The organism is Rubrivirga sp., from assembly GCF_965213695.1.
Lineage (GTDB): Bacteria > Bacteroidota > Rhodothermia > Rhodothermales > Rubricoccaceae > Rubrivirga.
Genome location: NZ_OZ243912.1, coordinates 3200899 through 3220881, shown reverse-complemented (window position 1 = coordinate 3220881; position 19983 = coordinate 3200899). Strand labels below are relative to the sequence as shown.

At 74.9% G+C, this 19983-nt stretch carries 18 protein-coding genes, 1 tRNA gene and 1 pseudogene; 8 read left to right on the top strand and 12 right to left on the bottom strand.

From position 1 onward, the window contains the following. Positions 1-31 precede the first annotated feature (31 nt). From prmA to ACOOHE_RS14230, 5 genes and pseudogenes are all read left to right on the top strand, one after another. A complete protein-coding gene (gene prmA / locus ACOOHE_RS14250) occupies positions 32-916 on the top strand; it encodes a 50S ribosomal protein L11 methyltransferase (protein ID WP_420454754.1) in 885 nt (294 codons plus the stop codon). 96 nt (positions 917-1012) lie between these two features. Continuing rightward, positions 1013-1900, top strand: coding sequence for an exopolyphosphatase (locus ACOOHE_RS14245; RefSeq protein ID WP_420454753.1), 888 nt, complete (start codon positions 1013-1015; stop codon positions 1898-1900). A gap of 276 nt (positions 1901-2176) precedes the next feature. Further along, a pseudogene (locus ACOOHE_RS14240) lies at positions 2177-3004 on the top strand (Mrp/NBP35 family ATP-binding protein); the annotation flags it as partial. 128 nt (positions 3005-3132) lie between these two features. Further along, positions 3133-3411, top strand: a complete 279-nt coding sequence (locus tag ACOOHE_RS14235) for a NifU family protein (protein WP_420454752.1) — start codon at positions 3133-3135, stop codon at positions 3409-3411. Positions 3412-3456: 45 nt separating this feature from the next. Then, positions 3457-4146: an AP2 domain-containing protein gene (locus tag ACOOHE_RS14230; protein WP_420454751.1), complete on the top strand. Its 690-nt coding sequence runs from the start codon at positions 3457-3459 to the stop codon at positions 4144-4146. A gap of 46 nt (positions 4147-4192) precedes the next feature. On the opposite strand, the gene ACOOHE_RS14225 is transcribed toward ACOOHE_RS14230, so the two are convergent. The 5 genes from ACOOHE_RS14225 to cruF form a co-directional block, all read right to left on the bottom strand. After that, on the bottom strand, positions 4193-5311 hold the full coding sequence (locus ACOOHE_RS14225; protein WP_420454750.1) for a glycosyltransferase: 1119 nt from the start codon (positions 5309-5311) through the stop codon (positions 4193-4195). After that, on the bottom strand, positions 5308-5952 hold the full coding sequence (locus tag ACOOHE_RS14220; RefSeq protein ID WP_420454749.1) for a hypothetical protein: 645 nt from the start codon (positions 5950-5952) through the stop codon (positions 5308-5310). The genes ACOOHE_RS14225 and ACOOHE_RS14220 overlap by 4 nt, the downstream gene beginning before the upstream one ends. 178 nt (positions 5953-6130) lie before the next feature. Further along, positions 6131-6871, bottom strand: coding sequence for a lysophospholipid acyltransferase family protein (locus ACOOHE_RS14215; RefSeq protein ID WP_420454748.1), 741 nt, complete (start codon positions 6869-6871; stop codon positions 6131-6133). Then, on the bottom strand, positions 6868-7860 hold the full coding sequence (locus ACOOHE_RS14210) for a phytoene/squalene synthase family protein (protein WP_420454747.1): 993 nt from the start codon (positions 7858-7860) through the stop codon (positions 6868-6870). The genes ACOOHE_RS14215 and ACOOHE_RS14210 overlap by 4 nt, the downstream gene beginning before the upstream one ends. After that, positions 7860-8675 (bottom strand): bisanhydrobacterioruberin hydratase CruF, encoded by an 816-nt coding sequence (gene cruF / locus ACOOHE_RS14205; protein ID WP_420454746.1) that lies wholly within the window; start codon positions 8673-8675, stop codon positions 7860-7862. The genes ACOOHE_RS14210 and cruF overlap by 1 nt, the downstream gene beginning before the upstream one ends. A 76-nt stretch (positions 8676-8751) precedes the next feature. Between cruF and ACOOHE_RS14200 the strand changes: the two genes are divergently transcribed. Further along, positions 8752-9432 carry a WbqC family protein gene (locus ACOOHE_RS14200; RefSeq protein ID WP_420454745.1) on the top strand — a complete coding sequence of 227 codons (681 nt, stop codon included), beginning with the start codon at positions 8752-8754 and terminating at the stop codon, positions 9430-9432. Positions 9433-9464: 32 nt separating this feature from the next. On the opposite strand, the gene ACOOHE_RS14195 is transcribed toward ACOOHE_RS14200, so the two are convergent. From ACOOHE_RS14195 to ACOOHE_RS14185, 3 genes are all read right to left on the bottom strand, one after another. Next, on the bottom strand, positions 9465-10223 hold the full coding sequence (locus ACOOHE_RS14195; protein WP_420454744.1) for an RDD family protein: 759 nt from the start codon (positions 10221-10223) through the stop codon (positions 9465-9467). Between the two features lie 218 nt (positions 10224-10441). Then, positions 10442-12601, bottom strand: coding sequence for a helix-hairpin-helix domain-containing protein (locus tag ACOOHE_RS14190; protein WP_420454743.1), 2160 nt, complete (start codon positions 12599-12601; stop codon positions 10442-10444). 211 nt (positions 12602-12812) lie between these two features. Then, the gene (locus ACOOHE_RS14185) at positions 12813-13646 is read right to left on the bottom strand and encodes a hypothetical protein (protein ID WP_420454742.1); all 834 of its coding nucleotides are present in this window, start codon (positions 13644-13646) and stop codon (positions 12813-12815) included. Between the two features lie 81 nt (positions 13647-13727). Between ACOOHE_RS14185 and ACOOHE_RS14180 the strand changes: the two genes are divergently transcribed. After that, on the top strand, positions 13728-14642 hold the full coding sequence (locus ACOOHE_RS14180) for a DUF4835 family protein (RefSeq protein ID WP_420454741.1): 915 nt from the start codon (positions 13728-13730) through the stop codon (positions 14640-14642). 88 nt (positions 14643-14730) lie between these two features. Continuing rightward, positions 14731-15501, top strand: coding sequence for a J domain-containing protein (locus tag ACOOHE_RS14175; protein WP_420454740.1), 771 nt, complete (start codon positions 14731-14733; stop codon positions 15499-15501). A gap of 106 nt (positions 15502-15607) precedes the next feature. Here ACOOHE_RS14175 and ACOOHE_RS14170 read toward each other — a convergent pair whose 3' ends face one another. The 4 genes from ACOOHE_RS14170 to ACOOHE_RS14155 all read right to left on the bottom strand — a co-directional run bounded on the left by ACOOHE_RS14170 (position 15608) and on the right by ACOOHE_RS14155 (position 19877). After that, positions 15608-17638, bottom strand: a complete 2031-nt coding sequence (locus ACOOHE_RS14170) for a peptidylprolyl isomerase (RefSeq protein ID WP_420454739.1) — start codon at positions 17636-17638, stop codon at positions 15608-15610. A 40-nt stretch (positions 17639-17678) separates the two neighbouring features. After that, positions 17679-17761: transfer RNA gene (locus tag ACOOHE_RS14165), tRNA-Leu, on the bottom strand. Between the two features lie 266 nt (positions 17762-18027). Then, positions 18028-18936: an alkaline phosphatase family protein gene (locus ACOOHE_RS14160; RefSeq protein WP_420454738.1), complete on the bottom strand. Its 909-nt coding sequence runs from the start codon at positions 18934-18936 to the stop codon at positions 18028-18030. Positions 18937-19001: 65 nt separating this feature from the next. After that, on the bottom strand, positions 19002-19877 hold the full coding sequence (locus ACOOHE_RS14155) for a DNA-processing protein DprA (protein ID WP_420454737.1): 876 nt from the start codon (positions 19875-19877) through the stop codon (positions 19002-19004). Positions 19878-19983 lie beyond the last annotated feature (106 nt).

Below are 19983 nucleotides of genomic sequence, written 5' to 3'. Positions count from 1 at the left end.
CGCGTAGACTCCGGCCGCCCTCCCGACGCTCGTGCCCGACACGCTCCGCCTGACCCTCTCCATCGACGACGACGCCCGCGAGCCGCTCGTCGCCGACCTGTCCGACCTCGGGTTCGACGCCTTCGAGGAGACCGCCGACGGCGTCGTGGCCTACGCCCCCGCCCCTCGGTGGGACGGGACCACGCGCGAGGCGGTCGCCGGCCTGCTCCGCCAGCGCGGCCTCGACGCCCGCGCCATGACCGAGGAAATCGTCCCGGACCAGGACTGGAACGCGCAGTGGGAGGCCAGCCTCCAGCCCATCGAGGCCGGCCCGTTCGTCGTCGCCCCATCGTGGACCGAGGTGCCGCCCGACCTCGCCGGGGCCACCGTCTTGCGCATCGACCCCAAGATGGCGTTCGGCACGGGCTACCACGAGACGACGCGGATCGTCTTGCGCCTGCTCGCCGACGTGGTGCCGGCCGGCGGGCGCGTCCTGGACGTCGGCACGGGGACGGGCGTGCTGGCCATCGCCGCGCTCCGGCTGGGCGCCGCGTCGGCGGTCGGCGTCGACGTGGACCCGTGGAGCGTCACGAACGGCCGCGACAACGCGGCGCTCAACGGGGTCGAGGACGCGCTCGACGTCCGCGAGGGGTCGATCGAGGCCGTGCCCGAGGACGGGTTCGACCTCGTCGTCTCCAACATCATCCGGTCGATCCTGGAGCCGCTGCTGCCGCTGCTGGTGGCCAAGGCTCGGCCCGAGGCGCCCGTCGTCTTGTCGGGCCTGCTGGCGACCGAGCGCGAGCGCGTCGTCGGTGTGATGGCCGGGCTGGGTTACGGGCTTCGCGAGGAGGCGTCGGAGAACGAGTGGTGGGGCGGGGTGTGGCTCGCTGGCGCTCGCGGGAGTGGGTTCGCTCCGCTCACCGGAAATGGGAAATAGGAAATGGGAACGGGCGGAGGGTTCGCTTGCGCCTCCGAGTTCTGTCCGGCACTTTCCCCCGTCCCCCGTCCCCCGTCCCCCGTCCCCCGTCCCCCCATGCGTCTCTGCGCGATCGACGTCGGCACCAACACCGTGATGAGCGTCGTGGCCGATGTGGCCGACGGCCGGCTCGATGTCGTGGTCGACGAGGAGCGGTTCGCCCGGCTCGGCCAGGGCGTCGACGCGAGCGGGCGGCTGGCGCCGGAGGCGATGGACCGCGTGCTCGACCGGCTGGCGTCGGCCCTCGCCACGGCCGAGCGGCTGGGCGCCGAGCGCGTCGTGGTCGGGGCGACGAGCGCGAGCCGCGACGCCTCGAACGTGGGCGAGCTCCGGGACCGCGTCCGCCGCGAGCTGGGGCTGGACTACCGCGTGATCTCAGGGGCGCAAGAGGCCGAGGCGTCGTTCCGAGGCGCGCTGGCTTTGTTGCCGACCCTCGACGCCGCGCTCGTGGTCGACATCGGCGGCGGGTCGACGGAGGTGGCCCGGGGGACACGCGAGGCCGGCGTCACCGACCGCCAGAGCGTCGACGTGGGGAGCGTCCGCTTGACCGAGCGGCACTTTGGGGAGCGCCCCCCGCCGCCCGACGCCGTCGCCCACGCCGAGGCCGACGCCGAGCGGGCGTATGCGGCCGTCGCGTTCGAGAGGGGAGAGGTCCCGCTCGTGGCGACGGGCAGCGTCGGCCGACTCGTGGGCCGGCTCGTCGGGGCGGATCCCGTGCCTGTCGCCGCCGTCCGCGAGTGGCGCGACCGGCTGCTGGTCCTCGCGCCGGCCGACGCCCTCGCCGTCGCGCCCGACGTGCTCGCGGGCCGCGAAGACGTGGCCGCCGCCGCGCTCCTGCTGCTCCACGCCGCCCTGGTCCGGTTCGGCGCCGACGCCTACGTCCCGACCGCTGGCGGCCTGCGCCACGGCTTGGCGCTCGCGGCGGCCGAGGAGGGCAAGGCGTGAGCGCTAAGCGATGAGGCGTGAGCGGTGAGCGATGAGGCGTGAGCGGTGAGTCGCGATCCCCTGTAGCAACACGATTCATCGTGTCCGCGAGCGGGCTCCCTCACCCTGTCCCTCTCCCAGAGGGAGAGGGGACGGCGTAGGGAGCTCGGTGCTCATCCCTCCGCCCCTCTTCATCCCGCATCCCTCCCCGCGCGGAACCGTGGCCGGGCGGTCGGGTCCCCTTTTTCAACCACATCCGATCCCATGTCTGCCCCGTCCGACGCCCCCCGTCCCGAGAAGCCCCGTGGTGTTGCCGGGGTGACCAACTTCATCGCCGTCGCGAGCGGGAAGGGCGGTGTCGGCAAGAGCACCGTGGCCGCCAACCTGGCCGCCGCGCTGGCGGCCTCCGGCGCCCGGGTCGGCCTGCTCGACGCCGACGTCTACGGGCCCAGCGTGCCGCTGATGTTCGGCGTCCCGCCGGACGAGAAGCCGCGGCTCAACGACGACCGCCACATCGTCCCGCTCGTCCGCTACGGCGTCAAGCTGCTGTCGATGGGTTTTTTGGTGGACGAGCAGAACGCCGTGATCTGGCGCGGGCCGATGGTGTCGAGCGCCGTCCGCCAGTTTTTGGGCCAGGCCGCGTGGGGCGACCTCGACCACTTGGTGATCGACCTCCCGCCGGGGACCGGCGACATCCAGCTCACGCTCGTCCAGACGGTCCCGCTGACCGGCGCCGTCGTCGTCTCGACGCCCCAGCCGGTGGCCCTGGCCGACGCCCGGAAGGCGGTCAAGATGTTCGAGAACGTGTCGGTCCCCGTGCTCGGCGTCGTCGAGAACATGGCGTACTTCACGCCGCCGGACCTGCCCGACCGCAAGTACTTCCTGTTCGGCGAGGCCGGGGCCCAGAAGCTGGCGGCCGAGCTGGGCGTGCCGGTCTTGGGCGAGGTCCCCATCGAGCAGGCCGCGCGCGAGGCCGGCGACCGGGGGACGCCCGTCGTGCTCGCCGAGCCCGAGAGCGCGACGGCCCGGGCGTTCGTGGCCATGGCCGAGCGCGTCGCGGCCGAGGTCGAGCGCCGCAACGCCGACGCGCCGCCGACCCAACCCATCGAGATCCTGTACAAGTGAGGGTGGCGGGTCGAGCGGGCTTCAGTCCGCCGGACCCGTCCAGCGGGACGAACTCGCGCAACCTGCTCGACCGGCTGAACCCGCTCGGCCGCCCCCCCGTCGTACCTTCCGGCTCCCCCCACGCGGACATGGCTGACGACACGCCCATCGACCCCTCCGACCCCGCGCTCCACGCCCGGATCGAGGAGACGCTCGACGCCATCCGGCCCTACATGATGGCCGACGGCGGGAGCGTCCGCCTCCAGCACGTGACCGACGACATGGTCGTCGAGCTCGAGCTGCTCGGCGCCTGCGGCACGTGCCCCATGAGCATGATGACGTTGCGGGCCGGCATCGAGCAGGCCCTCCGGCGCGCGGTCCCCGAGATCACGCGCGTCGAGGCCGTCGCGCCCGCCGCCGTCCGCTAACCACGGGCTGCCGCACGGCGCCCCGGTCCGACTCCCCCTGACCCGATGGCCCTTGAGAGCGAGGGCGCTGCCTGCGAGCGCCAGCCGGAACCGCGCCGGCTCCACCACATCACGCGGATCGACATCGAGCCGTCCGAGGCCCACCCCCGGCGCCACCCGACCCACGGCTGGCAGGTCCGCGCGCGGCGCGACGGCCGACGGCTCTCGAAGTTCTTCGCCGACGCGAAGCACGACGGCCGCGAGGGCGCGCTCGAGGCGGCGCTCGCCCACCGCGACCGCCTGCTCGCGTCGATCCCGGACGAGCCCCAGAAGCCGCGTAAGGCCTGGAGCAACACGGGCGTCGTCGGGCTCTCGGTGCGCGAGAAGGACGAGGGCGCCCGGCCCAAGCTGTACGTCCAGCTCAACTGGGTCGACGGCCAGGGCAAGCGGAAGGCGGGGTCGTTCTCGGTCGAGAAGTGGGGGCTCCGGCGGGCGCTGTGGAACGGGTGCCTCAAGCTGTACCGCGAGCGCCAAGCGGCGGGCTACCCGGTCGAGGAGCCCCACGTCATGTTCGCCCGTGCTCAAGGGCCGTTCCAGGACCAGATCGCGGCCGAGATCGCCGCCGAGGAGGCCGAGGCGAAGGCCGCCGCGACGGAGCCGGCGACGCCCTCCGGCGACGGGGCCGCCAGCGTCGAGGCCGTGCTGGCGCAGGAGGAAGCGACCGTCCGCGCGCTCGAAGACGTGCTGTTTAGCTGACTCGGCCAAGGGGCACCATGGCATGGTGTCCCTACTGGACTCCGCGTCACCCCACCGAGCGGCCCTTCCACGACACGCGGCCGGTCGCGTGCGCCCGCGCCGAGTCGAGCTGGAGCGCCAGCCCGAGCGCCAGGGCCACCGGCGCCAGCGCGCTCACCCACAGCGGGAACCGCCCGGCCCGGTCGATGGCCCCCTTCAGCAACACGAGCGTCGCCAGCGCCCATCCCCCCGCCGGCGTCCAGACCCACAGGACGCTCGGGACGACCCACGCCAGCGCGTACAGCACGGTGAACGCGACGAACGGCCCGGTCAGCGGGCGCCCCGGCTGGCCGCCCGCGATCAGCGCCGCGTTCTTCTGGAACCCGCGCCACGCCTCGCCGAACGACCGGTACATCCGGACGGCTACCTCGCCACCGAGGTCGCGGAAGAAGAGCCGGAGGCCGGACCGCTTGAGAAACCGCCCGATCAGGACGTCCTCCAGCACCTCGTCCTTGACCACTTCGTGCGGCGCGAGGCGGCGGTAGTCGTCGGCGCCGACCAGCCAGATCTGGCCGTTGAGCGCGCTGAGCGACGGCGACGGCGTCCGGGGAACGAGCGGGATCGGGAGCGCGGCCAAGACGGCGAACGGGACCAGGCTCGTCAGCAGCGCGCCCGGGCCGCGGTCGAGGTAGCGAGGCAAGCCCGTCAGCGCCGTGCCCGGCCCGCCGCCGTCCTGCCACCGGCCGACGAGCCGGGCGAGGGCGCCGTCGTCACGCAAGCGGGCGTCGGCGTCGAGGCAGACGAGCACGTCGCCGGTCGCGCGGCGCGCGGCCTGGAACAGCGCGTGCGGCTTGCCGACCCAGCCGGCCGGCGGGCCGGCGCCGCGGACGGCCACCAGCCGAGCGTCGGTGTGGGCCTGCAAGACGTCCCACGTCTCGTCCTCGCTCGCGTCATCGACGACGACGATTTGGACGTCGACGCCGCGCTGGGACAGCAGCGTCGGCAGGAGCACACGGAGGTTGTTGGCCTCGTTGCGGGCCGGCACCAGGACCGAGACCGAGGGGAGGTCGGTCGGGAGCGCGCGCCGACGGTCTCGGGCGAACGACGCCAGGTTGAGCACCAGGACGCCGGCCACGCCGGCGTGGATCGCCAGCGCGACGCCCAGGAGCACGTCGGCCAGCGTCACGGAGGGTCGATCAGGAACTGGCGGAAGATCCGCGGCGGGTTCTGGGCCAAGAGCCGTCGCTGGAGCCGAGCGCCGGCGTCGCCGTCCTGGCGGCGGACGGCCATCCAGATCCAGACCTCGGCCTCGAACGGGTGGATCCCCGGCACTCCCCGCGTCCCGACCCGCTGGCGGAGCTGCTCGAACGTCCGCCGCGCCGCGCCGACGTCGCCTCCGAACACGCGCGGCTTGTAGAACAGGCCCTGGCCCTTGACCAGGAGCGCGTACGGCTCGGTCGGGTCCCGGGCGAGCGCGGCGTCCAGGATCCGCTCGGACCGTCGGCCGTCGATGGGGAGCCGCCAGGCGGGGCCGGCGGCGGCGCGGTACGCCCAGAGCGCCGAGATCAGCGCCAGCTCGCGCGCCGAGCGGACGCCCTCCTCGGACGGGATGTCGGCGAGGTACCGCTCGTCGAGTGTCATCGGGTAGAGCCGGTAGAGGCACAGCAGCCGGTCCTCGCGCGTCCGCGCCCGCGTCCGGTAGAGCCGCTCGACGCCGGACGTGTCCTGGCGGGCGTAGTAGTACGTCAGCGAGTCGCGGACGGTGGAGCCGGCGTCGGCGTTGGCGGGCGCGAGCGTCAGCAGGAGCGCGGCGAGCGGGAGCAGCATCGTCAGGCGGGGGGCGTCCGGTGCGAACGCGAACCTAGACCGCGGCCGTGCCGCCCGGGATCCGCCCACGGAACGTTCACCGGACGGGACACAGCGGTCGGTAGGGACACGACGAGTCGTGTCCGTACGGAACCCGATTGTGCCAGTGGGACGGCCGTAGTAGTAGGGACATGATTCATCATGTCCTCCTGAATGTCCACCGCTCGAACAAGCCCGCCAGCCGCGACAGGTCCCACCGCTCGTCGGGGCCAGGCCGGCCGTCGAGCAAGAGGGAGGCGGAGCCCGTGTCGAGGTCGGACGGGCGGGCGGCGCGGGCGGCGTCGAGGGCCGCTTCGAGGCGAGCGGGCTCGTCGCCGTCCGGCGCGTCGTGCGTCTCGCCGAGGGCGAGCGTGGCCGTCGGGCGGCTCTCGCCCCACCACGACGTCGCGACGCCGACCGGGGCCCACACGACGTCGTCGGGCAGGACGCGGGCCAGGCGGGCGAGGTCGGCACGGAACGGGCCCAGGCCGTCCTCGGGCACGCGCATCGAGCCCTCGGGGTAGAGGTAGAGCGCCGTCCCCGCGTCGGCCTCCATCCGGCGCGCCGTCTCGCGCATCGTGCGGACGCGGCGCCGGGCGTCGCCGTCGGGGAACGGGAGCGCGCCGATGGGCCCGAACAGCGGCGCCCGGTCCCAGGCTTCCATCCAGACCACCATCGGCCGGCCCCACGTCTGGGTGACGAGGTGCCACAGCAGGAAGCTGTCGGGGTAGACGTGGTGGTTGGCGTAGACCACGAGCGGGCGGCCCGGCGCCGGGTCCCGCTCGATCCCGCCGACGCCGACGACGCGGCGGAGCGCGGTCAGCTCCTGGCGGATCGTCCGCTCGGCGAAGCGGCGGGCCAGCCGGGCGCCGAGACCGTCGGGGGCGCCGTCGGGCCTCACCGGGCCAGCCGGGCGCGGCGGCCGGCGTAGCCGTCGGCGACGAGGACGCCCAGCTTGCGGCCGAGCGGGACGGCGGCCCGCCGCGAGAGGTTGTCGTAGCCGTTGGCGCGGACGCCGTTGAGGAACTCGCGGTACATCCGCGCCGCGCTCCGGATGCCGACGCGGGCCCGGCGGCGGAGCCCCTCGATCCCCGCGCCGCCCTCGTCGTAGAGCGCCTCCGCGTCGGCCATCAGCGACTCCGCGAGCTCGGCGTAGGCCGGCCGCACCGGCGGGCCGGCGTCCACGAGCGACGCCAGGTCGAGGCCGCGCGCGCGGAGGTCGGCGGCGGGGAGGTAGCACCGGCCCAAGTCGCGCCAGTCCTCGCCCACGTCGCGCAGGATGTTCGTGATCTGCATGGCGTTGCCGAGCGCCCGCGCCGGCACCTCCAGGCCCTCGGCGTCGGCCCGGTCGCGGACCAGGAACGGGAGCATCGCCGCGCCGACGGACCCGGCCACCAGGTCGGAATAGGCGAGCAGGTCGGCCCGAGTCTCGACCGTCCGGCCGGCCAGGTCCCATCTCGCGCCGTCGAGGAGCTGGCGGAGCGGGCCGGCCGGCAGGTCGTAGGCGGCGTGGACCTCGGCGAGCCGTCGCCACAGCAGCCCGTGCGGCCCGTCGGTCGGTGGTCGCCCCGCCAGCGTGTCCCCGAGCGCGGCCTCCAGTTCGTCCACTTCCTCCAGGGCGGCGGCGGCGCCGATGACGGCCGAGCGCTCGTCGGCCAGCGAGTCGACGGTCCGGCAGTAGAGGTAGAGGACGGCGACGGGCAGCCGCTCGCGGCGGGGCAGGAGCCGCGTCGCGAGCGAGAACGTCCGGCTGTGGTGGCGGAAGGCGCGCCGGAGATAGCGGTCCTCGGCCGCGCGCACCGCGCCCGCCGGCGGGGGCTGGGGCGCGACGAACCGGGCGGCAGCGGTGCCGCTCGCGTCCGGGCGGAGCAGGGGCGCGACCGCCTCCACTACCGCGCGACCGCCAGCTCCGTCTCGGTCCGCCAGCGGACGAGCGCGAGGACGGCGCCGAGTGTGACCAGCCCGATCACGCCCGCGCTCGGCAGCCCGTAGAGCAGGCAGATCGAGATCGGGAACAGCACGTTGAGCCCGTACACGACTGGCGCCCACCGCCGCGTCAGCGCCGTCCCCGCCGGCCGGAGCCCGCCCAGCGCTTCGAACGCCGCCGCGATGGCGACCGACGTGACGGCCCAGCCGACCCAGTTCACCCACGGCATCCCATAAAACGGCCCGCCGCCGGGGTACTCCCAGAACACGAACGTCCCGCCGCCCTGGTTCATCGCCGGGTCGAGCGACACGTCCCACACGATCATCAACAGCGCCGTCCCCAGCGCCCGGGCCACGCGCCCGCCGCCGATCCGCCCCGCCAGGTCGTAGCTCAGCACGCCGAGGGCGTACCACGACGTCGGGATAAAGTAGGGGACGTCGCCCAGGATCTTGGCCCCCAGCCGGTCGGTGTAGAAGTACTCGCCGAAGGGGAAGCCGGTGTTGGTCCCGAGCAGCTCGGCCCCGGCCCCGATCACGCTCGCCGCGAGCAGGAACAGCAGCGACCGCCGGACCCCCAGCTGGTCCCGGTACAGCGCCAGCGACACGACCGGGAGCAGCGCCATGTAGGTCCACGTCGGCGCGGCCACCAGCGTCGCGTAGTACGGGAGGAAAAAGTCGCGGACCGGGCCGATGAACAGCGACAGCGTGCCCAGGACGGCGAACGCGATGGTGGCCGCGAACAGGCCGAGGGCGACGCGGAAGACGCGGTGCGAGGGCACGACGGGGGAGAGCACGCGGACGGCGGGAAGGATGCGGCCCGGACGGCGTTCCCATCGCCCGCGTTCCACCTCCCCCGTGACGGCCGTCCGCCCGCCCGAGTTCGCCCCCCGCCTGGAGTACGCCGCGCTCCTGCTCGCCGCCGACCGGCTCGTCCTGGCCGATACGTTCCCGTTCAGCCGCCAGGGCGGCCACAACCGGACCCGCATTCGGACGGCCCACGGCCCGCAGTGGCTCACCGTCCCCCGCCGCCACGGCGGCCTGGGGATCCCGCTCACCGAGGTCGAGGTGGTCGACGACGGCTGGCGGCGGCGGCACCGCGCGGCGCTGGCGGCGGCGTACGGGTTGGCGCCGTTCTACGAGCACGTCGCGCCCGAGTGGGACGCCGTGCTCGCCACGCCGGGCTCGCTCGCCGACCTCGCCGTGGCCTCCGTCCGGTTCGTCGCCCGCTGGCTCCGGTCGGCGGCCGAGGTCGTCCGCGCCTCCGCGCTCCCCGGGGCGCCCGCGACGCTGGCGGACGTGGCGGAGGCCGCCGCCGTCGAGGCGCTGCTGACGCTGCCCGAGTCGGCCGAGCGCGACGTCGCGTCGGTCGGCGTGCCCGTCCGCGTGCTCCGGTTTGAGGAGGTCGAGCGGCGGCAGTCGCACCCCGGTTTCCTTCCCGGCTTGGGCGTCCTCGACCTGCTGATGACACACGGCCCGGCCTCGGCCGACGTGCTGCGGGAGGGGATCGAGGCGCGAGCGGTGAGGCGTGAGCGATGAGGGGCGTTCCGCCATCCTCTACCCTCTACCCTCTACCCTCCACTCTCCACTCGCTCCCCCGCCAGCCGGTCCAGCAAAAACACGTGGTCGCGGACGACGGCCTTGAGGAACGCCTCGGGCGGCATCGCCACGGGCTCCAGCTCGAGCCGGCGCTCGACAGCGACCTTGGCCTTGCGCGCCAGCGCGACCGACCGCGCGTCGCGCGGCGACAACCGCAGGCGAACGAGGACCGCGCGCAGCGTGCGGACGTCGGCGTCGGAGAGCCGGTCGGCCTCGGGGAACTCGGCGACGTGGCCGGGCGGCGCGGCCGGGTACAGCACCTCGCCCAGGCGCACACGCCGGCGCCGACGAACGACGGTCGTCCCGGCGGCCAGGTCGCCCAGTCGTTGGGACCGCGCCGTGAGGGCGACCGAGGCCACGGCCGCCGTCCCCGCCGTGGCCGTGATGTCGACGAACCGGAGGAGCCACCGGAGCAGGTACTGGCCGAGCGTCGGCTGGGCCCCGTCGACGCGGGCGACCTGGGTCTTGAGCAAGAGCTTGCCCGGCGTCCTCCCCTCCAGCAGCGCCTCGAACGCGAGGTGGTACAGGAACGCCGGCAGCAGGACCACGACGACGATCACCGCCGTCGAGTCGATCACGCCGAGCGCCGCCAGCCCCGCCGGCACCAGCACCCACCACGCCCCGACGATGGCGCCGTCGACGAGCGTGGCCAGGATGCGCTGGCCCAGGCTCGCCGGCTCGAGCGCGAGCGGGACGTTCTGGGCCGTCTGGATGTCGAGGGAGAGGTCCACGGGCGGAGGATAGTGTCCGTGGGTCAGCGGTCGTATCAAGTCCGGTTGATCTGTCGCTGGTCGGGACTGGAGAGTGTGGGGGTTATGGGTGTGGAATGCGGTCTCCTCCCACACCCCCAACCCCACACACTCCACCCGGACTTGGTATCAGTCATCGGTGGAATGGGGTCTCCGGCGGTCCTCCGTCCCCCGTCCTCGGTCCCGGAAGCCACCGCCTCTCAGATCCGCACCCGAACCTGGGCGCCGACCTCGCTGACGCGCTGGCCCTCGACCGCGTTCGCGCCCGACCCGATCCGGTTGACCCGGCGGAGCCACGTCGTCGCCAGCTTGAGCTGGGCCGTGACGCCGTCGGTCGGGCGGGCCGTGAGCAGGACGTAGCCCCGCGCGCCTCGGCCCGAGAGCGCTGGGATCGCGAACACGCCCGTCAGGTCGTTCTCGAAGGCGTAGAGCCGGGCGTCGTAGCCGTCCGTGTCGAACAGGGTCAGCCGGGCGTCGGCGCGGAGCCACCGGACGAGCTGCCAGCGGACGTCCTGGTAGACGAGGGACCCCGTCTGGACGGCCGCCGCCGGGTCCGGGTCGACGTAGCGCGAGCCCTCGACGCGAGCCCTTAAGCGGACCTCGCGGCTGGCGTCCCACTCGCCCTGGAGCCGGAGCGTCTGCCGCGTCTGCTCGGCCAGCCCGCCGACGACCGAGCCCGGCACCACGCCGTCCACGTCGGAGGAGACCTCGCGCGTCTCGGTCCGCGCTTGCAGATAGACCCGGGCGAACCGGGCCGGCCGATGCTCGACGTGGAGCAGCGCCTCGCGGCCCCGGCTCGGCCGCGGCACGTTGAACCGCAGGAACGGGAACCGGTACTGGTCGAGGTAGGCGTTGACCGTCCACGCGCGCGAGGGCTTGACGCGGGCGCCGACGTAGACGCCGCGCTCGTTCCGCCCGACCCCGTTCCGCTCGCCGAAGGCGTACCCGTGGAGGGAGGTGAAGTCCGGCGCGTAGCTCCGCCCGACGACGAGCAGGTCGGCACCGCCGCCCAGGTCAATCCCGACGCCGCCGACGGCGCCGATCCCGCCGCCCTCGCCCCGGGCCACCTCGCCGAACGCGAGCCCTGCCTGCGTCTTGGCGTCCGCATACGCGCTGACGACCGTCGCCTGGTCGCCGGTCAGATCGAACAGTTCGTCGGGCCGCGTGCCGGGCGCGAGCGGCGTCCCGAACGTCGACCGCGTGGCGACGACGCCGGCCCGGCCCTCGACCGACCCGTTCGAGACCCGGTATTCGGCGCCGCCTCCGACGAGCGTTTCGTCGAGCACGTCCTTGCGTGCCAGCTCGCGGTCGGTCCGGTGGAGCCCGTCGGCGTTGAGGCTCGTCACGACGGCGTCGAACGCGCCGGGCGGAAGGTCCGGGTCGCCGAGGTCGGTCGTGTCGGGCGTGAACACGCTCGCGTCGAGGGCCCGCCGGCTGGCGAACGCCGAGACGTACAGGCCCGGTGTGACACCGACCGTCAGGGCCGCGCCGCGGAAAAAGTTGTTCTCGTCGACCGACCCGTAGGGCCGGATCCCGCGCCCGCTCCGGAGCGGCCCGCCGACGGCGTCGGGCCCCTTCCCGAACCCCGACGCCCGCCACAGCGCCAGCCCCTGGCCGAACTGGGCCGAGTAGTCGCCGAGCACGAGCGCGTCGATCCGCCCGACGTCCAAGAGCGCGACGTGGGCGCTCTGGTAGTCGTAGCCGTACGTGTTGGTCCCGCCGTCGAACCGGAAGGCCTCGCCGGGGTCTTTCTCCAACGTCACGTTGACCGAGACCTGCCGTTTGTAGGTGGCCTGGACGCGCGTGTAGATCCGCTCGGGCGAGCCGAGGTAGGCCCGGAGCGAGTCCGGCCCCTGGTAGCCCACGCCCAGGTCGAGCCGGCGCTGGACGCGCTGGATGCCGGTGAGCCGCATCCCGTCGAGGACCGTCGCCAGCGACGGGATGTCGGGGAACCGCTGCACGGCGGCCGTCCGGGCCTCGATGTTGGGCCCGACGAAGAGGTAGGGCCGGGCGTCGAGGAACACGTCGGCCGTGAGGCCAGGGACCTGGCGCAAGCCGGGGAGCGATGTGAACGGGCCGTTCGCCTCGCGGTAGCGGACGACGGCGGCGCCGAGGGCCGCGCCGAGGGCGGGCACCTGGGCCAGCTCCTCGGCCGTGGCCTCGTTGACGTCGAGCGGGTCGTCGCGGAGCGAGGCCAGCAGCTCCAACAGCTCGGTCGGGTCGCCCGAGAGGTCGTCCTCGACGAGCGCCTCGAACCGGGCCTCCGTCTCGGTCGAGGTGTCGACGGTGTCGGCCGGGACCTGGGCCGCCGCGCTCGTCGCGAGCAGCACCCACCCGACGACGGGGGCGAGCCCGCGCATCCTAGAAAGGCTGGTGCCATGAGTCTGACGTCCCATCCGGGACAGTCTGGGTCTGCTACGCCGCCGACCTCTCTCCTTCCATCTTGTCATTCCCGCGCACGCGGGAGTCCATACGGCCTCGCGGTCGATTGCGGCATCGCATGGATTCCCGCGTTCGCGGGAATGGCGCCTGGGGGGTGGAGTGGCAGATCCCTTCATAGCACCAGCCGTCCTAGAGCCCGATCTCGATGCCGACGGCCGGCGTCAGCCCCAGCGTCTCGTGGGACTCGACGGCGAGGTCGGCGCGGAGCGCGCCCGCGCGGACGCCGGCCCCGAGCGTGAACCGGACGGGCTCGGTCGAGACGCCGACGCGGAGCGCGAGCGCGTCGACCGCCAGCACCTCGGCCCCGGCCCGGATCGAGGTGCCGAAGTCGAGGTCGTGGTCGGCGTCGAGCACGAGCGTGGCCCGGGCGGAGGGGGAGTAGGCGAGGCCGACGGTGAGCCCGGGGACGGTCGAGGCCGAGCGGCGGAGGTCGGCGGTGTCGTCGAGCCCCAACCCGAGCACGTTGCGGGCGGCCAGCCCGGCGCGCAGGCCCGGCAGCACGTCGCCCTGGACGCCGAGCCCGACGAGCACGGCCGTCTCGCTGGCGTACCCCTCCGTCGTCGCGCTCTCGACGCCGACCGCGAGCCCGACGTCGAGCCGCCGCGTGACGCTGAGCGGGAGCGACCGGGCGACGCCGGCGACGACCCGGGTCTCGCGGCGCTCCGAGAACCCGTAGGTCCGCGCGTGGAGGGCGGCCGTGCCGAGCGGCGTCGGCGTGGCCGCGGCGAGCGCGCCCAGGCGGAGCTCGCTGAGCCCGAACGCCTGGCTGGCCTGGAGCGCGGCACGCGTCTCGTCGAGACCGGCCCACGCCGCTGGGTTCGTGTGGCCCCAGGCGTCGCCGCCGAGCGCGACGCCGGCCCGGCCCAGCGCCAGCACGCGCGCGCCACCCTCGGCGAGCTGGGCGTGGCTCGCCGGCGCGAGCAGCGCCAGCGCGGCCAGAGCGAGGAGGCGTAGGGCCCGCATAATTGCCGTCGGACAGCGTTCGGTCAGGCGATGGGGCTGGGTAAGTTGGCCCCCGAGCCCGCAACATACGCGACCCACGCCGTGCGCCGACTGGCCCTCCTGACCGTTCTCGCCGCCTCCGCCGCCCTCGCCCCGGCGAGCGCCCAGGAGCTCGACTGCCGGGTCGAGCTCAACCGCGCCGCCATCACGGGCACCGAGTTCGGGTTCCTCGACGAGTTCCGCGAGGAGGTCTTCCGCTACGTCAACAGCCGGGCCTGGACCGACGACGTGTTCCGGGCCGAGGAGCGGATCGACTGCCAGGTCCAGATCACGTTCACCGAGGCCGTCTCCCAGACGGCGTTCCGGGCCCAGCTCGTCGTCCAGGCCAGCCGGCCCATCTACGGGACCGCCCAGCGGACGACGACCTTCCGCGTGGCCGACAACATCTGGGAGTTCTCGTACGCCCGCGGCCAGAACCTGATCTACGACCCCAACCGGTTCGACCCGCTCACGTCGGTCTTGGACTTCTACGCCAACTTGGTCCTGGGCTACGACTACGACACGTTCGAGGCGTTCGGCGGGACCCCGTTCTTCGAGCGGGCCCTCCGCATCGCCGAGCTGTCGCGGGCGACGCCGGCCGGCGAGCCGGGGCGGGGCTGGTACGGCCAGGGCATCGAGGACCGGGCCCGGTTCACGCTGGCGCAGGAGCTGCTCGACCCCGTGTTCGCCCCCGTCCGCCAAGCCCAGTACGACTACCACTTCACCGTCCTCGACCACTTCCTGGTCCGCCACGAGGAGGCCTGGGCCGACGCGATGGTGACGCTGGCGGCGCTCCACGAGCTGTACCTCCAGAACAACCGCCGCCGCTACGTGACCGACGTGTTCTTCGGCGCGAAGTACCAGGAGTTGGTCTCCCTGCTCGTCGACGCCCCGCAGCGGAACGAGGCCTACGCGCTCCTGTCGGAGATGGACCCGTCCCACATCGGGACGTACGACGGGCTCGTGAACGCGCGGTAACGGGGGCGCCACGCGACGTGGGACCGACGAGTCTGGGGCTCGGGCGGCACGGTTTTCTCTGAGGGCGCCGCCGCCACGCGCCGCCCCCATGTCCCCCGCCTCGAGCCCGTTCGACGTCCTCGGCCTGCCCGAGACCGCCACGCCAGAGGAGGCGCGCCGGGCGTACCGCCGGCTCGCGTTCCGTCACCACCCCGACCGGAACCCAGGCGACCCGGCCGCGGCCGAGGCGTTCCTCGCGGCCAAAGAGGCGTTCGAGCGGATCGCGGCGGCCGGCCCCGACGACGGCGGGTACGACGCCGACCGCGTGGTGGCCGAGGTGCAGCGGGCGGCGGCGGAGGCCGAGCGTCGGCGGGGCCGGGCTGGCGGGCCGGGCCGGGCGTGGCAGCAGGTCCGCGTCGCCCTCACGCGGCCCCTGAGCCGCCGTCTCCGCGACGCGGTCGTCTCGCGTCCAGCGCTCGTCGGCCTCGGCGCGGTGGCCGCCGTCGCGCTCGGCCTGGCGGTGGGCGGCGTGGTGCCGGCCGGGGCCGCCGCGCTCGTGGCCTCGGTCGTGGGGGGCGGAGCGGTCGCGCACGCGGTCCGCACGTCCGTGGACGAGTCGTGGGCGGTCGAGACGCACTGGCAGGGGCTCCGCGACCTGCGCTGGGACGTGCTCGTGAGCTGGAGCGAGATCTGCGCGGCGCGGGAGGCCACCGGCGCCCTCGACCTCGTCCTGACCGACGGCGCGGCCCGGCGCCTCGCCCGTCTCGTCCCGGCCCACGCGCTCCCCGAGCCGGCCGTCTACCGGCTCCCGCTCACCGACGCCGCCCGCCTGGCCGTCGTCGTCCGTGCTCACATGGTGGGGTGTACCAAGTCCGGTTGATCCGTCGCTGATCGAAACTGGAGGGGGTGGGGAGCCCGTGTGGGCGTGGAACGCGGCCTCCTCCCACACCCCCAACCCCACACACTCCACCCGGATTTGGTATGACCTACCGGTCCGCTACCACCCGAGCCCGGCGAACGACGTCGCCCTGCATGATCTGGTCGACCACGTCCTGGCCTTCGACGACCCGGCCGAACGCCGTGTAGCGGCCGTCGAGGTGGGGCTGCGGGCTGTGCGTGACGAAGAACTGCGAGCCCTCGGTGTCCTTCCCCGAGCTCGCCATGCCGACCGTGCCCGTCCGGTAGTGTCGGCGCGTGAGCTCGCTCCGAATGGCCGTCTCCGGCCCGCCGTACCCGTCGCGCCGCGCGTAGTCGCCGCCCTGGACCACGAAGTTGGCCACGACGCGGTGGAACGGGACGCCGTCGTAGAGCCCCTGGGCGGCCGTCGTCGTGATCCGCTGGACCGTCTGCGGGGCCGACTCGGTGTCGAGCTCGAGCACGACGGTCCCCCGTGTGGTCTCCAGGACGAGCCGCGGCCGACGCCCGACGTTCGCGAGCTGGGCCCAGTCGATCGTCGTGGTGGCCGGCGCGCCGCCGACGCCCAGCTCGACGTCGACGCCCTCGCTGAGCCGGTCGTTGAGCGCGTCCCGCGCGGCCTGGCGCAGGACCGGGTGGCCGGCCATCGCCACGCCCAGCAGGAAGTCGATCTCGCCCCCGTCGCGGACCCGCCCGATGGCCTGGACGATGGCCGCCATCGGCTCGACGTCGGCGGGGGCGCCGAGGGTGGCGTAGACCTCGCGCAGCAGCGCGCCGGCGCCGAGCGGCCAGAACGCCGAGTCGGCAAGGGCGGGCGCGGCGGCCGACGTCGTGGCGAGGTCGGCGCGGCGCAAGGCGTGGGCGAAGGCGTCGTAGAACCGGCGGGCGCCGTAGGTCCCGGTGGCCCAGCGCTGGCGGAGGGCGCCGAGCGCGGCCGTCGCCAGGCGCGCGTCGTCGGACCGGGCGCCGGTGAACAGGCGCGTCACGGCGGCCCCGTCGTCGGCGGCGCCGAGGGCGGTGAGCGCGGCGGCCTGGGCGAACGGGTCGGCCTGGCGGTCGGCCCACGCCAAGACGGCGTCGGGGCGGGATGGGGCGAGGACGGGCAACAGCGCGGCCTGCGTCGGCCACGGCCGGCCGCCGTCGGCGACGACGTCGAGGGCGAGGGCCACGGCGTCGGGCGTCGGGCCGAGGGCGGCGAACGTGGCCGCGGCCGTCTGGGCCACGTGCGGGTTGGGGTCGTCGACGGCCCGGGCGAGGGCGCCCCGCGCCGCCGCGTCGGACGACTCCGCCAAGGCCCGGGCCGCGTTGACGCGCGTCCGCCAGTCGGGGTCCGTCGCGAGCGCGTTGGCCAGGCGGGGGACGTCGACGGGGTCGTCGAGCCGGCCCAAGGCGCGGGCGAGGTCGGCCCGGGCGGGGTCGCCAGCGAGGGCGTCGAACGCCGCTCGGATGGCACCCGCCTGGCCCCGCCACCCAGCCACAGGCGACCGCGTCAGCGCGTAGGCCGCCGCCTGGCGCACGGCGGGCTCGGCGGCCTGGAACCGGGCGCCGAGCCACTCGGCCCAGGCGTCGCTCGTCACGTCGCGCATCCCGAACCGGGCGAGCGCGAGTGCCCGCGCCGCTTCGAGCCCGTCCGGCAGCGCGACGTCGAGCACCACGCCGAGGTCGGACCGCCCGCCGACCTTCCCGAGCGCGTCCAGCAGCTCGGCCGTCACGGACGGCGTGGCCTCGCGGCGGAGCGACAGCGCCAGGGCGACGCCGACGGTCGAGTCGGCCGTCTGGCCGATGGCGAACGCGGCGTCGGCGCGGACGGCCGGGACGGGGTCGTCGAGCCGGGCGCGCAGGGCCGCCAGCGCGCCTTCCGCCTGGACCGACCCCAGCGCGAACGCGGCCCGGGCGCGGACCACGCTGTCGGGGCTCGACAGCGCCTCGGCCAGCGCCGCCCCGTCGCGGCGGACCTGGAGGTCGACCAGGGCCTGGAGGTCGGGCCGGGACAAGAGCCCGTCGGACGGGCGGCCGTGGCCGGGGGCGACGGGGGACGTCGGGACGGCCGTCGAGGCGCAGCCGGCGACGGCGAGGGCGGTCAGGAGGAGAACGGTGCGCACGGTGGTGGGAGGCGGGGGGACAGCGCGCCCGGGGCGCCGGTGCCGGAGGCGGGACTCGAACCCGCACGCTCGTGAAAGCAACAGCTCCTAAGGCTGCCGTGTCTACCGTTCCACCACTCCGGCGAGCCCTGCCGCAGGGCGCGGCGGGACCGCCAAAGATACCTGCGTCGCTCGGCTCGCCACATCGCCTGGTCACCCCGCCCAGGGCTATCGCGACCTCGCCCCATCTTGTCATCCTGAACGGAGTGAAGGATCTCAACGCCGACGTTGGAGGCCATCGGAGCCGGCGCGGCAGGTCTCGGAGTCCGAGGTGAGATCCCCCGCCTTCGCGGGGGCAGGCCTTCGCTAGCGCTCAGGATGACACGGTAGGCGAAGTTGCGATAGTCCTGTCACCCCGTCCACAGCCCGACGACGGCGGGCGTCACGTCGAGCAGCGAGGTCGCCTCCGCGAACGCATCCGCGCCCGGCCCCCAGGCGACGAGGGGGACGGGATGCCGCGTGTGGCTCTTGGTCCCCAGGTCCTCCAGGTTGCCGTGGTCGCTGCTGAGGACGAGGAGCACGTCCGGCGGGAGCGCGTCGAGGAGCGCGCCGAAGAAACGGTCGAGCGAGCCCAACACCTCGGCGGCCCGGGCGGGGTCCCGGCTGTGGCCGGCCTTGTCGGTCAGGTAGTACTCGTGCAACACGAACCGGTGGTCGTCCAGGAGCGCCGCCAGGTCGTGGGCGGCCTCGGCTTCGGTCTGGACCGCGTGGGCTGGGTCGATCAAGCGGCGCCACGTCTCGCCCGTGAGGTCGGCGGGGAGCGCGCGGCGCGCGGCGAGGTCGCCGGCCCGGCGCAGGCGGACGCCGGCGGCCGTCGCGGCGAGCGTCGTGACGGTCCACCGCCCGCGGGCCTCGACGACGCGGAAAAACCGGTCGGGGTAGGCGTTCGCGAACGCCAGCCGCTCGGGCGGGACGCCGGCGGCGGCGAGCTGGGCGAACACGCTCGCCTCCGCGACGAGCGGGCGCACCGTCGTCGGCGGGTACGGGCCGAAGTGGCGGCCGTGCGCGGCGGCGGCGTTCTCGCCCGTGAACAAGGTGGCCTGGCCGGTCCCACTCTGCGGCAGCCCCTCCAACCCGAGCGTCGCGTCAATCGGGACGACGACGTGGCGGGGCTGGCGGATCGGGGCGAGATCGGCCGTCCACCGCTGGCCGCCCGCCATCCGCTCGAACGCCGGCAGGTCGAGCGTCGCGAGCGGGTTGTCGACCGTCGCCGGCCCGAGCCCGACGCCGTCGAGGAACACGAAGAGGACGCGGGGCAACCGGTGGGAGGAGGGGCGGGCGAGCGCAGACGCGGCCGCAAGCTCCGGGGTCCCGGCATCGGCCCTCACGCCACCGACTCGGCCACGGCGTCGAGGTCGTCGACGGGCCGGGCGCTGGCGACCCACGGAGCGCCGGGCGGCCCGGGAGGGACGAGAGCGACAGCACGGCCCGCTTGGGCCGCCCACGCGGCGGCCCGGTCCTCGGGCGAGTCGGCCGGCGGAGCCACAGCGAGGACGGACCGGCCCAACGCGGCCTGGACGAGCGCCCGCTCGCGGTCGTCGTGGTCGAACGGGCCGTGCGCCATGGGGAACGGCGAGACGAGCAGGCCGCCGGACCGGGTGAGCGCCGTCGCGCCGGGCCGCATCGACCGGTCGAGCCGCGCGAGCCCGGCCCCGACCACGGCGACCGCCGGCACGCCCGCCGCCAGCGACAGCTTCTGCAACGCGAGGTCGACGCCGTGCGCCGCCCCGACGACCAGCCCGCGCCCCCGGCTCAAGACAGCGCGGGCCACGTCCTGGGCCCGCTCGAACGGCTCGGCCGCCAACGGCGCCCCCGCCAGCACCGCCAGCGACGGCCACGCGAGCGCCCCCAGGTCGCCGAAGGCGTAGAGCACGACGGGCCGGTCCGAGCGGTCGAGCGCGTCGAGGCCGGCCGGCCACCCCGCGGCGCCGGGGGCGAGCACCCCGATCTGGCGGTCGGCCAAGGCCGCGAGCCGGTCGCCGGCCGTCGCCAGGGCGTCGTCGAACGACGGGCCGCCGACGGCGTCGACCACGCGGTCGGCGTGGGCGACGCCCTTGAGCCGCAGGAGCACCTGCTCGCGCGGCGCGGCGCGGACGGCGTCGGCGGAGGGGAACCGCTCGAGCAGCCGGTGGGCCGTGACGCGGCCGACGCCGTCGAGCGACAGGAGGGCGAGGGCGAACCGGGCGGTCGGCGCGGGCACCGGGAGGGGCAGATTGGGGGCCGTCACGTTACGAATCCCACCGCCGCCGGTCGAAACCGTCCCCGTGCGCGCGCTCGTCCCCGGGCTTCGCGTCCGGCACCGCGTT

Bases quoted from the DNA above. Each gene is read 5' to 3' on its own strand.
- ACOOHE_RS14245 (WP_420454753.1), top strand. From the start codon at position 1,013: ATGCGTCTCTGCGCGATCGACGTCGGCACCAACACCGTGATGAGCGTC.
- ACOOHE_RS14185 (WP_420454742.1), bottom strand. From the start codon at position 13,646: ATGCGGGCCCTACGCCTCCTCGCTCTGGCCGCGCTGGCGCTGCTCGCG.
- ACOOHE_RS14235 (WP_420454752.1), top strand. From the start codon at position 3,133: ATGGCTGACGACACGCCCATCGACCCCTCCGACCCCGCGCTCCACGCC.
- ACOOHE_RS14220 (WP_420454749.1), bottom strand. From the start codon at position 5,952: ATGCTGCTCCCGCTCGCCGCGCTCCTGCTGACGCTCGCGCCCGCCAAC.
- ACOOHE_RS14175 (WP_420454740.1), top strand. From the start codon at position 14,731: ATGTCCCCCGCCTCGAGCCCGTTCGACGTCCTCGGCCTGCCCGAGACC.
- ACOOHE_RS14230 (WP_420454751.1), top strand. From the start codon at position 3,457: ATGGCCCTTGAGAGCGAGGGCGCTGCCTGCGAGCGCCAGCCGGAACCG.
- ACOOHE_RS14190 (WP_420454743.1), bottom strand. From the start codon at position 12,601: ATGCGCGGGCTCGCCCCCGTCGTCGGGTGGGTGCTGCTCGCGACGAGC.